Consider the following 15,881-nt stretch of genomic DNA (forward strand, 5'->3'; position numbering starts at 1 on the left):
GCGGGTAAAACGGGCTAGCCGAACGAATATTTTGCTAATGCGCTTGCATCCCGAGGGCCATCCACGTCAAATGCAACGCAACCTAAAAGGAGGGGCGGCGTGCTGAGTTTGACACGGTGGTTCAGCAAAATAATTGGCATTCAACTGGCGCTTTTGATGCTTGCCCCCAGTGCCTTTGCCGATAAAATCACCGTTGCAGTTGCCTCTAATTTCGCCAGCGCATTCGAGGTGATAACCCAAGATTTTGAGGCCAAAACAGGGCATGAAGTCGAGACAGCCACAGGCTCAACTGGAAAAATATTCGCGCAAATTCAACAGGGTGCGCCATTTGACCTGTTTCTAGCGGCGGATCAGGATCGACCAAGGGCGCTGGTAGCGGGTAACCCTGCTTATGAGCGCGCGTCCTACGCTAAGGGTCAATTAACCATCGTTTCACGGGTCAATGCACCGCCGCTTGCCGAAGCGCGGATTGGCATCGCAGATCCAGCGACCGCTCCCTATGGCGCAGCGGCCCTTCGGACGCTCAAGGCCCTCGGATTTGACCCCGCTGCGTTGAATATTGTGAATGGGCAAAACGTAGCGAATGTGGCGAGTTATTTGCACTCGGGCAACATCGACATCGGCTTTCTTGCTGCGTCGCAACACTTCCCAAATGCCCGTTTTACGACTGAAATCGTAAGGGATGTTAGACTGACTCAAGATATGGTCCTTCTGTCGCAAACCCCCGCTGCGATTGCGCTTTTTGCTTATATGCAATCTGAGTCCGTTCGAACTGTGCTACCGGAATTGGGATATTTGGCACCAAATGGTGAGGAAACTTATATTGAACCCGCAGAGACTTCGTCCGTTACCCTGTGGCCTTCCATTCGCCTGTCTCTCCTTCTTGCCAGCGCGACCACGCTGATTTTACTGGCAATAGGCATTCCGATCGCATGGTGGCTCACGATCACGCAGTCGCGGATGCGTCCCGTGGTCGAGACAATTACCGCCTTGCCACTCGTTGTTCCTCCCACCGTTTTGGGCTTTTACTTGTTGGTGATGTTCGCGCCGACGACCCCCATTGGGCGGCTTTGGATCACACTGACGGGCGACACGTTGACCTTCTCTTTTGCGGGCTTGTTGGTGGCGTCTGTCTTATATTCGCTGCCCTTCGCTGTGCAACCGCTTCACACGGGATTTCAAGCGATCGGACGCGGCACGATTGAGGCGGCGCAAACCATGGGGGCCTCGCGTATGTCCCTGTTTCTGCGTGTGATATTGCCCCTATCACGGCGCGGTGTGCTAACGGCTACAGTTCTGAGCTTTGCGCATACAATCGGGGAATTCGGGGTGGTTTTGATGGTTGGAGGCAATCTTCCGGGCAAAACACGGGTCATTTCCATCGAGATTTTCAACCGCGTTGAAGTCCTCGATTACCGTGCGGCCCATGTACTTGCTGGGGGATTACTCGTGTTTTCTTTCCTTGCGCTTTTCCTGATTTACAGCCTCAACGGTCGTGCGGCCCGCTCCGGAATTGCGGGGGGAAATTCATGATTGATCTAAAAATATCGATAGACCGAAACGCTTACCACTTGAATGCCGATATTTCCCTCCCCAACCAAGGAATTACAGGCCTTGTGGGGCCGAGTGGCAGTGGAAAAACCAGCCTTCTGCGGGTGATTGCGGGACTTGAGACACCATCTAGTGGGCGGGTGCAATGTGGCTCTGAAACTTGGTTTGATGGCATGCGCAAACCCGTACCAGCGTCACAGCGCCAAGTGGGCATGGTGTTTCAGGACATGCGTCTATTTGCGCATCTTACAATCCGAGAGAACCTTGATCTCGCGGCTAAATGGGGAGGCACATCCCCCTCGCGGCTGATTTAATCGCTGCATTGGAACTGTCTGACATCCTTGATCGCCTACCAAATAAGCTTTCAGGCGGCGAAGCACGTCGCGCCGCCCTCGCACGCGCCTTGGCCCAAGCGCCCCGTATTTTACTGCTCGATGAACCCCTAACTGGCCTTGATCCAGCTCAAAAATCCCGCATTTTACCAGTGCTTGCGCGGGCTATTGATTTGGCAAATATCCCTGCGGTATTTGTGTCCCACGATGCCGATGACGTCGGCCATCTGTGTGCGCAATACATTGAAATTTCACCGTCGGGAACGTCCCAAAATACTCAGGACAGCTCGCGGACCTTCACCACAAATGCACCAAAAGCTGCTGGTCCACAAATTTCGGCCACATGGCAAAGAGACTCTTCTCAGGGTGGAAAAATAATGGTGGGCGGGGAGACGATTACCTTGCCCAAGACCGTGTCCCTCCCACACTTCAAGCGGGACACACCGATCACATTACAGGGGAGTACGGGCCAATCGTTCCTCGCGGGGGAGGACGTTATCGCCCCCAAAGGTTTCGTCAAAATTCCAACGATTGTGGGGCGCGATGGGAGCATAACATGCGGGGGAAGCCGTGTAGATCTTCCGCATTTAACTGCGCACGTACCCGTGGAAAATCAGTCGACTAGGTCAATCCTATACTTTCGCCTCATTGCTGTATTCAACCGGACATAATTCCTATGCGATTCGTGGTTTGAAAAAGGCGATAACCACCAATATTAGCGACGATCCTAAGAAAACGACCGGATTGGTAACACTTCGTGAACGAAGTCAACGTCTTGGCACTCAATTGTGGTAGCGCCCTAGTTGTTACCTATTTCAGATTAAACCAATAGGTTGTGCGATTCTATGCTCTGAGTTTAGGGAGAAAATCGCCGAGTTAGAGGCATACTTAGAAACTTAACTGTTTGAAACATAAACAATAAAAATCCAAACCGTCAATCGAAAAACAATATGACCGGAAGGAAAACTTGGTGAACTAACATGTGTTTTAGGGAAAAATATGCCAAAACCCGAACTCGAATGACTTTTTAGTGAACAAATTGTTGCCACATTTCGGACATTTTTCCCTTTGTTCTAAGCAATCAATTGGCTAGAAAGAACATGCCCAACTGGGGGGCGATATCTACTAGTCTACGGGGGTGGACGCACATAAACTACGCGGTGCGTAGGGGTGTTTTAGTGCTGTCGGGGTGTGTCTTACATCTACGAAAATCGTTGAAGAGCGTTTTGCGCGCTGTGGCTGCCATGATTTGGCAGGACGATTTATGCACGCTCCCCTCATTGTGAACGTTTATTTGGGTTCCGCCGTAGGACGTGATGTCGCTTCGCTGAGGGATGTCTTTTTTCGACGTTTGGATTTTTGATGAACCATTTTAACGCATATGGCGTGGTTAAGGTGAAACCCGCGGTACTCTCGCGCGTTTGGTTTTTTCGCATAGATATCAATCTGTTGTCGAATGGGCAGGGTGCCAGCCCGGGATCATCGTGGGGACGAAGATCTATCCGGTTTCTGGAGCGAACCCAAAGGAAACTGCCGAACACTCTGGAGCCAGGCTGCTGCGGCCCCTTACAGAGCGTTCATAGGAGAAGATCATGCCGAGTAAACTGCTTACATTCGACCAACAAGATTCAACTATTTTAACGCCACAAACGCAATCTGAAGCCTCCGGCTCGGTCGAAACCTTTGACCGTTATGGGAATTCCATTGGGACGGTTGAATTTACAAACATGGACGAAGTTGTTCCGTGTTTCACGCCTGGGACGGTCATCGCAACGCCTCGTGGGGAGCGTTTGGTTGAGGACCTTGTTGTGGGAGACAAGGTGATTACGCGCGACAATGGCATTCAAGAAATCCGTTGGTTCGGGAAGAAATATCTCGATGAACGTGCCCTGACAAACAACGTGCATTTGCGACCTGTTTTGATCCGCGCGGGGGCGATGGGCAACGGCCTTCCAGAGCGTGATATGCTGGTTTCGCCCAATCACCGGATGCTGGTCGCCAATGACCAAACGGCGCTATACTTTGAAGAACGCGAAGTGCTTGCCTCGGCAAAACACATCGTAAACAACAAGGGGATCGCGGCAGTTGCGACGGCTGGAATGACCTATATCCACTTCATGTTCGACAACCACGAAGTTGTCTTGGGCAATGGCGCATGGACAGAAAGTTTCCAACCAGGGGATAAATCCTTGGAAGGCATCGGCAATGCGCAACGCACGGAAATTCTTGAGATTTTCCCTGAATTGAAAACGGCAGAAGGCCTTGACGCGTACCCGTCAGCCCGTAAAACACTAGTGAAACATGAGGCGCAACTGCTCGTGCGCTGAGTGCCCGCCTCGGTCCTGCCAGACTGAGGCGACCCAAAGTTTATGCAGCCTTAACCTGCTCTGAGAAATCAGGGCGGGTTTTGCTTTAGGCGCGGGCACGCCATTTCGCCCAATCCGCAGGGGTATCGAGGTCCAAAATCGCGCGATCATCTGTAAGCGGGATGAGCGCGACTTTATCGGCGTGTTTTTTCAGAATGTCGCGTGGTCCCATATCGCCTTGAAGCTTCGGCAAGTCTTTGAAGGTCCATTGTGGCAAAACCACAGGATGGCCTGCCGTGCCGTCTGGCGTTGCCGCGCGCAAAATCGGCGTGTCGGGAAACATTGCGTAAGCCGACAACAAGAGCGCCATGTCTTGGCCGGTGATCTCCGGCATGTCGGGCAGGGCGACCAGCAGGGCTTTGATCGATTTCGCGAGTTTCGGCGCAATCGCGCGAAAGCTTGCGGACATTCCCGTTTCAGGATCGGCAACCAAAACAGTGGTCGCGGCAAGATCGGCAAGCACCTCAAGGCGGGGCGATCCAACAGGAAGCGTCACAAAAACCTGCGCGCCCGTTGCAATCGCTCGTTTGACCACGCGGCGCAAAAGGGGCTCGCCGCCAACGTCTTCAAGGAGCTTATCGCGCCCCTTCATACGGGTAGACGAACCGGCGGCGGGAATGAGAATGGCAAAATTATTCATGCGGGAACCTTGTCGTAGCGCTTCAAAATCAACAAGCCCGAAACACGGGGCTTCGGGCTTGTTTCTTGTTCATTTTTCGGTGGTTTAGGTTTCGGGAACCAAACCACGCGGACTAAACCTGAGGACCAACAGGAGGACAATCCCCATCGTCATCAAGCGCATATGCGCCGCACTGGCGATAAGATGTGATTTCAGGTCGCCATCGGACATGCCCGACGTGATCGTCTCCATGATAAAGTTGCCCGCAGGTTCCACTTGAACCCACAGAAACCAAATCAAGAAACCGCCCAAAACAGCGCCATAATTGTTGCCCGATCCACCTACAATCACCATCACCCAAATCAGGAAGGTGAAGCGCAGGGGTTGGTAGGAACTGGGCGTTAGTTGCGAGTCCAACGTCACCATCATGGCGCCTGCGATACCGCAAATGGCCGAGCCAAGCACGAAGATTTGCAGATGCCGTTTGGTAACATTCTTGCCCATTGCTTCGGCGGCGACCTCATTGTCACGGATAGACCGCATCATGCGGCCCCATGGCGAATGAAGCGCCAATTGCGCCAAAACAAGCAACAAAACAAGGACGGCTGTGAACAGGATACTATAGCTGAGCTTCACATAAAGCGTCGATGCCGTAACCGGATCGAGGCCCAATTTGGCAGCGCCTTCGATAAAACCCGCGTTGACCTGCAGGTCCACTTCATAGGCCACGGGCCGTGGAATACCGATGACATTTTTCACGCCCCGCGCCAACCAGTCTTCGTTTTTCATCACCGCGATGACAATTTCCGCAATCCCCAAAGTGGCAATCGCAAGATAGTCGGAGCGCAACCCAAGTGCGGTTTTCCCGATCAGCCAAGCAACACCGGCCGCCAGAACACCACCCGCAGGCCAAGCCAGCAACACAGGCAAGTTTAACCCACCGATATTGCCCGTCACCGCAGGGTTGATCGCCTCAATTGAGGAGACTGCAGGATCGAAAACAGCCCGAAATACAAAGAACCCGATGACGAGGATCGAAGAGACACCCAAGATGCGGTATTTCCCCTTGGGAAGGTTTTTGTTGGCGTAAATGGTGGCGATAATCGTCATCGCACCGAGTATAAGGGCGGCGATAATACCAATGCCGCCTGCTTGCCATGCGTCTTTGGTCGCAGGGGTTGCGATCAGCACCGTGGCCAATCCGCCGAGGGCCACAAACCCCATAATCCCGACGTTAAACAGGCCGGCAAACCCCCATTGCAGGTTCACCCCAAGCGCCATAATCGCCGAAATGATCCCCATATTGAGAATGCCAAGTGCGGAGTTCCAGCTTTGGAAAAAACCTGTTCCGATGATTAAAATCGCAACAACAACGGTGAGGGCGGGGGCACGCATAGAATGTTTCATACCGATTTCCCTTTAAACAAACCCGTTGGGCGAAACAGGAGGACTATGATGAGGATCACAAAGCTGACGGCGAATTTGTAATCGGTTGAGAGAAGTTGCACCAATCCATCCGGCGCAAGACTGTCCGGAAGAAGATGCCCAAGCACCTTTTTAAAGGCATAGGTGACCGTAACTTCCGAAAACGCGATAATGAAACCGCCCGCGATGGCGCCAATCGGATTCCCAAGTCCGCCGACAATCGCGCTGGCGAAAATTGGCAAGAGGAGTTGGAAATACGTGAAAGGTTTGAAGGACTTATCAAGGCCATAGAGCACACCCGCGATCGTTGCGAGGGCCGCCACGATGATCCATGTCACCATCACCACCCGTTCTGGATTGATCCCAGACAAAAGCGCGAGGTCTTCGTTGTCACTAAAGGCGCGCATGGATTTTCCGGTGCGCGTTTTGTTGAGGAAATAGAATAACAAAGCCACAACGATGATGGCGGTGACCAAGGTTATCCCTTGTGACACTCTGATCGCCAAACCCTCTTCAAGGCCCGTCATCTCTTTGAAATCGCCCGCAGAAATGATAAAACGAGCGCCATCGGCGAAGCGTTGATCATCGGTGCCAATGATAAAGCGCACGACACCATTCATCACAAACATCACCCCAAGCGATACAATCACAAGGATCACCGGCGCGGCCTTTTGTTTGCGATAAAACCTATAGACCACGCGATCCGTTCCCAACAGGAACAGGGCCGAGACAGCGATACCAAAGGGCAGGGCGAGGAGCGCCGTTGGCAGGGGGCCAAAACTGATCCCCATGGATTGAAACCACCACGTAAACAGGATGGTCGCCATGGTCCCGAAGGCCATCGTGTCGCCATGGGCGAAGTTTGAGAAGCGCAGAATACCGTAAATGAGGGTCACCCCAAGAGCGCCAAGCGCAAGTTGACTGCCATAGGCAACGGCTGGCACCAAGACATAATTTGCCAGCGCGACGAGCGCGTTTAGAATATCCATATCAGCCCCCCAAGAATGATTTGCGGACTTCAGGATCAGCAAGAAGCGCCTGTCCCGTGTCGGTGAAGCGATTACGGCCTTGCACGAGGACATATCCTTTGTCCGCGATTTCAAGAGCTTGGCGCGCATTCTGTTCCACCATCAGGATGGAAATGCCCGTTCTGGCAACCTCAATAATGCGATCAAACAACTCGTCCATCACAATCGGTGACACACCCGCAGTTGGCTCATCGAGCATCAAAAGCTTGGGTTTCGTCATCAATGCGCGTCCAACAGCCACCTGTTGGCGTTGCCCACCCGAAAGTTCACCGGCCGATTGATTGCGTTTATCGCGCAGAATGGGGAACAACTCATAGACCTGTTCCATCGTCTCACGGAAGTCATCGTGGCGAATAAACGCGCCCATTTCGAGGTTTTCCTCAACGGTCATTGAGGTAAAAACGTTTTGTGTTTGCGGCACAAACCCCATACCAATGCTGACCCGCGCCTGCGGTGACATACTTGTAATGTCCTGCCCGTCAAGGGTTACAGAGCCCGTGTGAATATTGAGCATCCCGAAAACGGCCTTCATCGCGGTGGATTTTCCAGCGCCATTTGGCCCCACAATCACAACAATTTCGCCCTTATTTACGGTCAACGTACAGTCATGCAGAATATCGGCACCCGTGCCGTACCCGCCCGTCATTCCAGCGGCATTTAAGTATGGTTCACTCATTTTTTGGCCCCCACAGTCTTATTTTTAAGGCCCGTCCCGAGGTAGGCTTCGATCACATGCTCGTTGGCTTTTATCTCGTCCAACGTGCCCTGCGCCAAAACCTTGCCCTCGGCCATACAGATCACCGGCTCACAAAGACGCGCGATGAAATCCATGTCGTGCTCAATAACCACAAAGGTATAGCCGCGCTCTTTGTTGAGGCGGATGATCGCATCGCCAATGGTATTGAGGAGCGTGCGGTTCACACCCGCGCCCACTTCGTCGAGAAACACGATTTTCGCGTCAACCATCATCGTGCGACCCAGCTCAAGGAGCTTCTTTTGACCGCCAGAGAGGTTGCCCGCTTTTTCGTTTTTCAAATGATCAATTGTAAGGAATTCAAGGACTTCGTCGGCCTTCTTAAGGGTGGCCGCTTCCTCTAGTGCGATCTGGCCGCGATGAAACCATGTGTTCCAAAGGCTTTCGCCCGATTGTGCGCCCGGAACCATCATTAGGTTTTCTCGGACGGTCATCGACGAGAATTCATGCGCGATTTGGAAGGTTCGCAGCAGGCCTTTTTCGAATAATTCGTGCGGCGGTAGCCCAGTTATGTCTTCGCCCCCCATCGTCACTTGGCCAGAAGTTGGTGGAAGAACACCCGCTATAACATTGAAAAGCGTTGTTTTTCCGGCGCCGTTTGGTCCAATGAGCCCCGTGATCGACCCTTCGTTTATCGACAGACTTGCACCGTCCACAGCATGAAAGCCCCCGAACTGCTTGCGCAGATCTTTCACCTCAATCATATATATCCCCATCTGTGTCGCACCTTAAGAATGGGCGACATCATGTTGAAACAGCTCGGAAATCAATCCGAGCTGTTCATAGTTTCTAGACGTGATTAACGGTATTTTGCAGTTGTGATTGCGCCGTCTTTGATCTCGATCTCACGGTAGTTACCAGCGCTTTCGCCTGGTCCGATGAGTTCAACAGCGGAGGCACCCACATAGTCAATCTCGCCGCCAGCAGCGAGAATTTCCAATGCTTTGCCCAATTCACCAGGGTAGATTTTTTCGCCTGGAGCATTGGCAACAGTCAAGATGTGGTCTTTGAAATCAGCAGATTCCGTGGAGCCCGCGGATTGCATCGCCAACAAGATCAAAGCTGCCGCGTCATAGCTTTCGCCAGCAAAAGCGCCCGTGCCATCAAAGCCGTTTGCCGCGCCAAGTTCTTGCATGACCGCAGCGCCTGGGCTGTCAGTGCCTGGGTGTTGACCGAAGGAGCCATTGATATCGGAACCGAAGTTCGTGATCAATGTTTCCGAAACCATGCCGTCAGGGAAGACGAATGTGTCGAACGCGCCTGTGTCCATGGCAGCTTGGATGATACCGGAACCGCCTTGGTCAACATAACCCGCAATCACAAGGGCCGCACCGCCAGCCGATGCCAAAGCGCCAACCTCAGCAGAATAGTCAGCTTTGCCATCTTCGTGGGCTGTGTTGATTGTTACTGTGCCGCCAGCTTCTTCAAAGGCAGCTGCGAACGCATCCGCAAGACCTTTACCATAGTCATTGTTGGTATAGGTCACCGCAACTTCGTTAATGCCGCGATCCATAATAACGTTTGTCATTACAACGCCTTGGCGCGCGTCAGAAGGCGACGTGCGGAAGAAAAGACCATTATCTTCAGCTGTGGACAAGCCAGGGGATGTGGCGGAAGGGGAAATCATAACGATCCCGTTTGGAACCGCAACGTTAGCAAGAGCTGCGCCGGTTACACCAGAACAGTCACCACCGATGAGAGCTTTTACGCCTTCACTTGTGATCAAACGTTCCGCAGCTGCCGTGGCCGCGCCAGCGTCGATACAAGTCGTGTCGCCGCGCACGCCAATAACGGTTGTGCCATCAAGCAAGAGACCGGTGTCTGAAACTTCTTTGATTGCAAGTTCGGCCGCAGGGCCCATCTCTGCGACCATGGATTCGATTGGCCCCGTGAAACCAAGGAACACGCCGAGTTTAATTTCTTCAGCAGATGCACCAGCACCTACGAGTACAGCAGCGGTTGTCGCCATCAGTAGTTTTTTCATTTTATTCTCCCTTATTGGACTGGATCGTTCGCCCAGTTAATAGAGTGAGGTTATTCACCCATTTCTAAATAGGGAAGAGAAATATCCTGTTTTTTTGCCAAAATTCAGGAAATAGTCATAATTATAGGGGTTTCTCAAGACGGAATCTCAGAATCAACGGTCCACAACATGCCCGTAATAATTTCAGATCGCGAAAAAACTAGGTCGCAGGCAACTCGGCCTTCACGCCGCGTTCTCGGTAGGGCGTCGTGGCGTATTGTGCGCGATAGCATTTTGAGAAATGACTGGGCGAGGAAAACCCACTTGCAAGGGCCACATTGATCACGCTCATATCTGTTTGCATCAACAGGTTACGCGCTTTTTGCAGGCGAATTTCCATGTAAAATCGCTTGGGGGATCGATTGAGATAGCGTTGAAATAAACGTTCCAGTTGGCGCGTGCTCATACCGACATCTTTGGCCAAAACGGCAGGACTTATGGGGTCTTCGAGGTTGAGTTCCATCGTCTGGATGACGTTGGACAGTTTCAGATGCCGCACTCCAATCCGACTAGGAATAGACAGGCGCGGCGAATCTTTTTCGGTACGGATTGAGGTATAGATAAGCTGGTCCGCGACCGCATTCGCCAAATGTTCGCCGTGCCCATCGGCAATAAATTTTAGCATGAGATCAATCGAACTGGTGCCGCCCGCCGTGGTGATCATTTTACCGTCAACAACAAAAACCGAGTTCAAAACAGCGATGTCAGGGAAATCTTCAACCAGCCCATCGTGGTGTTCCCAGTGGATCGTCGCCCGCTTCCCGTCCAATAACCCCGCTTTTGCCATCGTATAAGCCGCCGTGCACAAACCCGTCACGGAAGAGCCACGCCGACTTTCTTTGCGGATCCAATTAACCAGTTTTGGCGAGCTTGCCGCGCGAATATTCAATCCACCACACAGCATAACCGAGTCATCGCGGCAAAGGTCCTCAAGTCCGGCATCAACCTTGAAAACAACGCCCGCAGAGCTGATGACGGGCTGCCCGTCCACACTAACAACGCGCCATTCGTAGAGATTTTTGTCTGCCATACGATTTGCAATCCGAAGGGCTTCAACCGCACTGGCAAAGCACATCATTGTAAATTCGTTCATCAAAACGAACACGAAACGGCGTGGTTTCGCGTCCTTTGTTTCGATTATTTCTCCTTGGCGACTCATCGTCATCTAACACCGCACCTAAAAATCATCCTCGACGGAAACAGCTTTAATTGAATGAAGCAAGCATAGAGACACCCGCTGGGCATAAAAAATGTCCGATTTTGCGGTTTTGGGGGGCTTTGTCCTGTTGGCATTTCCAATTCAGGCCGCCATAACTGTTGCACCTTACTTTTTTGGAGCAAAGACGATGACAAATTGGCAAAAATCTGACTGGCGTGCAAAACCACGGATTCAGATGCCCGAGTATACGGATCAGGCCGCGCTGGAGGCTGCGGAGGCCCAGCTGGCGAAATATCCACCACTCGTCTTTGCTGGCGAAGTGCGCACGTTGAAACATCAATTGGCAGCTGCGAGCCGTGGAGAGGCATTTTTGCTGCAAGGCGGCGATTGCGCCGAAAGCTTTGAGCAATTCTCGGCGGACGGTATTCGCGACACATTCAAAGTGATGTTGCAAATGGCGATGGTGTTGACCTACGGCGCGAAAGTGCCGGTTGTGAAGGTTGGCCGGATGGCTGGCCAATTCGCCAAGCCTCGTTCCGCCCCAACCGAAACGATTAACGGCGTCGAACTGCCAAGCTACCGTGGCGATATCATCAACGATTTGCCGTTCACCGCAGAAGCGCGAATTCCGAACCCGAACAAGATGTTGCAGGCCTATACTCAGGCCGCCGCGACCTTGAATTTGGTGCGGGCCTTTAGCCAAGGCGGCTATGCGGATATGCATCAAGTCCACGCATGGACTTTGGGCTTTACCGAGGCGGATAACGCTGCACGCTATCGTGATTTGGCGGCCCGTATCACCGACGCGTTGGACTTCATGCGCGCCGCTGGCATCACCACAGAAACCGCGCATACGCTGCACTCGGTGGATTTTTATACCTCCCACGAAGGGCTGCTTCTTGAATATGAAGAAGCGCTTTGCCGGATAGATTCGACCACAGGCTTGCCGATTGCGGGCTCTGGTCACATGATCTGGATCGGCGATCGCACCCGTCAACCTGACGGGGCGCATGTTGAATTCTGTCGCGGGGTTCAAAACCCGATTGGTTTGAAATGTGGCCCGACCACAACCGCCGAGGACCTCAAAGTCTTGATGGAAAAACTGAACCCGAAAAACGAAGCGGGCCGTTTGACCCTCATCGCGCGTTTCGGGGCAGGCAGCGTTGGCGATCACTTGCCGCGTTTGATCAAAACGGTCGAGGAAGAGGGCGCCAATGTGCTTTGGACCTGTGATCCGATGCATGGCAACACGATCAAATCCACCACGGGCTATAAAACTCGTCCGTTTGAAAGCGTCCTGCGCGAAGTGCAGGAATTCTTTGCCATTCACGAGGCTTCTGGCACTGTTCCAGGTGGCGTGCATTTCGAAATGACGGGCCAAGACGTGACCGAATGTACCGGTGGTGTGCGGGCGGTAACGGACGAGGACCTTTCGGATCGTTACCACACGGCCTGTGATCCACGTTTGAATGCCAGCCAATCCTTGGAGCTTGCGTTCCTTGTTTCCGAAAAACTCGCGGACCGCAGCAACAAGTTAGCAGCCGCAAAGGCAAGCTAAGCGCTTAAAAATTAAAAAGGCCCCGCACTCTTTCTGAATGCGGGGCTTTTTTACGTGTTAAAACCCAAATAGTTTTGCAACGATGCAAGACATTTTAGGGCAGCCATTGGCGACATACTCAGTCGTCAAAGGAGATAAGGCGCAGATTTGGACGCCCTACATCCTCTTTTGGCGCGGCAGTGAAGGTGGACTTCGCCTCTTCAAAACCGGGAATTACGTCGCTTGTGAAACTGGGAGGACTGAACTCCGTTTCAGCAGTTTTTTCCCGCGCGGAAGGAGGTGTCACGAGAGCGGTCGCAATCTGGGTGACCTTGCGGTCCGTAACCCCAAAGCGTCGTGGCGACCGACCGATTTCACCCTCGGTTACAAAACAGCCAAGCGCGCGGGTAATATCTCCCAAGTCACTTTTCAACGGCAGCAGAACAACTTTTCCGTACAGGTCAGGTTTGCCAATTCCAGTATCCGCAGTCACCATAATCTCAACGATTTCAGGGCTTTGAAAGACAGCTTCCAGCGCAGCACCAACCTCTTTGCGCGCGTCAGGTGTGAAAAAAGATGTGAACGGCATGCCGCGCACTTCCATCCCCATAAGATCAGAAAGATGCGCACCCGCGAGGCGAAAACGCGCCATACCCGGCGCGATCCGTTCAAGAATAAACGCATTCGAGAGGGCACTTTCAATGCCGCGTGGATTGATTTCGCTGCGCATTGGCACGGGTCGTCCCCCGCGCAGACCTTCCCAATAGGCTACAACTTCGTTTATGGCTGGAAAAGACACGGTCCGTGGAAACTCCTTAAGCCTAATAACGTTATTTTCTGATCTCATTTTCATACCACTACACCTTTTACAAAACGTCCCATCATCCAAACAAATTGCTTTGTGACAAACTGGGGTTATTGTTCCATGCGGTGGCCTCTGTTAACCTTATGTCCGCAATGATTACTCAAAAGTTAATATAACCCCTTTGACCCGATTTGGGAGAGAATTCAGTAAATATGGTTAACTCAATGACGAGCTTTTCTGCCCAAACGGGGGGTGTAGGCCTATACGAATGGACATGGGACATGCGGGGCGTCAATGCCCGAGGGCTTGATGTTCGCCCAAGAGTTCCAGACTGGATTAATGGCCTAGAACAAGAGGTTAAAGCCAAAACTTCATCAAAGTTTTCACGCGGATCTATTCAGATATCCCTGAAACTAAATCGAATTGCTTCGCCATCCGAATTAACCATAAACCAAGAGGTGCTCGAACGCGTGATCTTGGCTGTTCAGGCGGTTGAAGCGGTGGCCGCGGCACAAAAATTAACCCTTTCGGAGGTTTCGGCGCTGGATCTGTTAACCCAGAAAGGCGTGCAAGAGGTCACGCAAGAGGCCGATAATCCCGAAGAATTAAAGGCAGTGATTCTGACTGACTTTGATACTTTGCTCGAAAGTTTCGCGCAAATGCGGGCAGTTGAAGGGGAGGCATTGCTTAAAGTGCTTTCTGAACAGATGGATCGCATCGAAGCCCTGACGATTGCCGCCGCTGCCGAAGCCGAAAAACGCAAAGATGTGGTTGCCACGACTTTGACCGAGAATTTGCGCCATATCCTCAACAATGTAGATGGCGCGGAGCCCGATCGCGTGGCACAAGAGCTCGCGATGTTGGCTGTTAAGGCCGATGTGACCGAAGAAATTGACCGCCTTCACGCCCATGTTGGGGCGGCGCGCGATCTTTTGGCCTCCGATCAACCTATTGGCCGCAAGCTCGATTTCCTGTCACAGGAATTTAACCGCGAGGCAAATACGCTGTGCGCCAAGGCCCAAGCGGTGTCCCTTACGCGGATCGGGCTTGACCTGAAGGCTGTCATCGATCAGATGCGCGAGCAAGTACAGAACGTGGAGTAAACATGACCGAAGATCTCGCTAAAGACCGCCGTGGAATCCTGATTATACTGTCGTCCCCTTCGGGTGCCGGAAAATCAACGCTTTCGAAACGATTGATGGCATGGGATTCGTCGATTAAGTTCTCCGTTTCTGCAACAACACGCGCACCGCGCGCGGGCGAAGAACATGGCCGCGAGTACTATTTTTACTCGAAGGATGACTTCCAAGCCTCTGTTGCAAATAATGAAATGCTTGAACATGCGCAGGTCTTTGACAATTTCTACGGCTCCCCCAAGGCTCCCGTAATTGCCGCTTTGCAATCTGGTCGCGATGTTTTGTTTGATATTGATTGGCAGGGTGGTCAGCAGGTCCGAAATTCGGTTCGCGCCGAGGATGTGGTGTCGATTTTCGTGCTGCCCCCGTCCATTGCCGAGCTTGAAAGGCGCCTAATTGCGCGCGAGCAGGACAGTGCTGAGGTGATTGATGTCCGCATGAAACGCAGTAAGGACGAGATAAGCCATTGGGCCGAATACGATTACGTTTTGGTTAATCGCGATGTCGATCAGGCCGAAAACGACGTGCGCGCCATTGTCACCGCCGAACGTTTGCGACGGAGTCGCCAGATTGGGCTGGTGGATCTAGTACGCAATCTAAACACAGAATTTGAGGAACGCCCGTGACACTTTATGCCCTCGCAGACCGCGCACCACAAATTGATCCCGACAGCTGGATTGCACCCGATGCCAATATTATCGGCGGAGTCATAATCCGCGCGGGGGCATCGGTCTGGTTTGGCACGACACTGCGCGGTGACAACGAGGACATAACCCTTGGCGAGGGCAGCAATATCCAAGAAAACTGTGTTTTACATACGGATATGGGCTACCCGTTGGTCATCGGGGCGGGATGTACAATCGGGCACAAGGCCATGTTGCATGGCTGTACCATCGGCGAAAACACGTTAATCGGCATGGGCGCCATCGTTTTGAACGGGGCTAAAATCGGCCGCAATTGTTTGATTGGGGCAGGGGCCTTGATCACCGAAGGCAAAGTGATTCCGGACGGTAGCCTTGTGATGGGCGCGCCGGGGAAAATCATCCGTGACCTTGATGAGAAAGCGATTGCGGGGCTGCGTGCCAGCGCCCTTAGCTATCAAAACAACATGCGCCGATTTCGGGCGACTTTGACTGAAATTTAGGA

At 52.5% G+C, this 15,881-nt stretch carries 15 protein-coding genes and 1 pseudogene; 8 read left to right on the plus strand and 8 right to left on the minus strand.

Annotation, left to right across the window (positions count from 1 at the left end; translation table 11 throughout):
• Positions 1-99 precede the first annotated feature (99 nt).
• The 4 genes and pseudogenes from modB to RC74_RS16575 all read left to right on the plus strand — a co-directional run.
• Positions 100-1,533 (plus strand): molybdate ABC transporter permease subunit, encoded by a 1,434-nt coding sequence (gene modB, locus RC74_RS23175; RefSeq protein ID WP_082802339.1) that lies wholly within the window; start codon positions 100-102, stop codon positions 1,531-1,533.
• Complete coding sequence (locus RC74_RS23350; RefSeq protein WP_062628324.1) at positions 1,530-1,865, plus strand: ATP-binding cassette domain-containing protein; 336 nt, start codon at positions 1,530-1,532, stop codon at positions 1,863-1,865. The genes modB and RC74_RS23350 overlap by 4 nt, the downstream gene beginning before the upstream one ends.
• A complete protein-coding gene (locus RC74_RS16570; protein WP_082802340.1) occupies positions 1,832-2,554 on the plus strand; it encodes an ATP-binding cassette domain-containing protein in 723 nt (240 codons plus the stop codon). Before RC74_RS23350 ends, RC74_RS16570 begins: the two co-directional genes overlap by 34 nt.
• Before the next feature lie 996 nt (positions 2,555-3,550).
• Positions 3,551-4,210, plus strand: a pseudogene (locus tag RC74_RS16575) (Hint domain-containing protein); the annotation flags it as partial.
• 85 nt (positions 4,211-4,295) lie between these two features.
• On the opposite strand, the gene RC74_RS16580 reads toward RC74_RS16575, so the two are convergent.
• The 7 genes from RC74_RS16580 to RC74_RS16610 all read right to left on the minus strand — a co-directional run bounded on the left by RC74_RS16580 (position 4,296) and on the right by RC74_RS16610 (position 11,257).
• Positions 4,296-4,889, minus strand: a complete 594-nt coding sequence (locus RC74_RS16580) for a nucleotidyltransferase family protein (protein WP_039003417.1) — start codon at positions 4,887-4,889, stop codon at positions 4,296-4,298.
• Between the two features lie 84 nt (positions 4,890-4,973).
• Complete coding sequence (locus RC74_RS16585; protein WP_039003416.1) at positions 4,974-6,275, minus strand: branched-chain amino acid ABC transporter permease; 1,302 nt, start codon at positions 6,273-6,275, stop codon at positions 4,974-4,976.
• Positions 6,272-7,282 carry a branched-chain amino acid ABC transporter permease gene (locus RC74_RS16590; RefSeq protein ID WP_039003415.1) on the minus strand — a complete coding sequence of 337 codons (1,011 nt, stop codon included), beginning with the start codon at positions 7,280-7,282 and terminating at the stop codon, positions 6,272-6,274. Before RC74_RS16590 ends, RC74_RS16585 begins: the two co-directional genes overlap by 4 nt.
• A 1-nt stretch (position 7,283) precedes the next feature.
• Positions 7,284-7,997, minus strand: a complete 714-nt coding sequence (locus tag RC74_RS16595; protein ID WP_039003414.1) for an ABC transporter ATP-binding protein — start codon at positions 7,995-7,997, stop codon at positions 7,284-7,286.
• Positions 7,994-8,779, minus strand: a complete 786-nt coding sequence (locus RC74_RS16600; protein WP_039003413.1) for an ABC transporter ATP-binding protein — start codon at positions 8,777-8,779, stop codon at positions 7,994-7,996. The genes RC74_RS16595 and RC74_RS16600 overlap by 4 nt, the downstream gene beginning before the upstream one ends.
• Positions 8,780-8,874: 95 nt before the next feature.
• The gene (locus RC74_RS16605) at positions 8,875-10,059 is read right to left on the minus strand and encodes an ABC transporter substrate-binding protein (RefSeq protein ID WP_039003412.1); all 1,185 of its coding nucleotides are present in this window, start codon (positions 10,057-10,059) and stop codon (positions 8,875-8,877) included.
• 199 nt (positions 10,060-10,258) lie between these two features.
• Positions 10,259-11,257, minus strand: coding sequence for a GlxA family transcriptional regulator (locus RC74_RS16610; protein ID WP_039003425.1), 999 nt, complete (start codon positions 11,255-11,257; stop codon positions 10,259-10,261).
• A 187-nt stretch (positions 11,258-11,444) separates the two neighbouring features.
• Between RC74_RS16610 and RC74_RS16615 the strand changes: the two genes are divergently transcribed.
• Entirely contained in the window at positions 11,445-12,815 is a 1,371-nt protein-coding gene (locus tag RC74_RS16615; RefSeq protein WP_039003424.1) for a class II 3-deoxy-7-phosphoheptulonate synthase, read from the plus strand.
• Positions 12,816-12,933: 118 nt separating this feature from the next.
• Here RC74_RS16615 and RC74_RS16620 read toward each other — a convergent pair whose 3' ends face one another.
• Entirely contained in the window at positions 12,934-13,647 is a 714-nt protein-coding gene (locus RC74_RS16620; RefSeq protein WP_039003411.1) for a PAS domain-containing protein, read from the minus strand.
• Between the two features lie 176 nt (positions 13,648-13,823).
• Here RC74_RS16620 and RC74_RS16625 point away from each other — a divergent pair, with 176 nt between their 5' ends.
• From RC74_RS16625 to RC74_RS16635, 3 genes are read left to right on the plus strand one after another with little or no spacing between them, the layout of a single operon-like run.
• Entirely contained in the window at positions 13,824-14,702 is an 879-nt protein-coding gene (locus RC74_RS16625) for a YicC/YloC family endoribonuclease (RefSeq protein WP_236939961.1), read from the plus strand.
• 2 nt (positions 14,703-14,704) lie between these two features.
• Positions 14,705-15,361, plus strand: a complete 657-nt coding sequence (gene gmk, locus RC74_RS16630) for a guanylate kinase (protein ID WP_039003409.1) — start codon at positions 14,705-14,707, stop codon at positions 15,359-15,361.
• Entirely contained in the window at positions 15,358-15,879 is a 522-nt protein-coding gene (locus RC74_RS16635) for a gamma carbonic anhydrase family protein (RefSeq protein ID WP_039003408.1), read from the plus strand. The genes gmk and RC74_RS16635 overlap by 4 nt, the downstream gene beginning before the upstream one ends.
• Positions 15,880-15,881 lie beyond the last annotated feature (2 nt).

It is taken from the genome of Falsihalocynthiibacter arcticus (assembly GCF_000812665.2).
Taxonomy (GTDB): Bacteria; Pseudomonadota; Alphaproteobacteria; order Rhodobacterales; family Rhodobacteraceae; genus Falsihalocynthiibacter; species Falsihalocynthiibacter arcticus.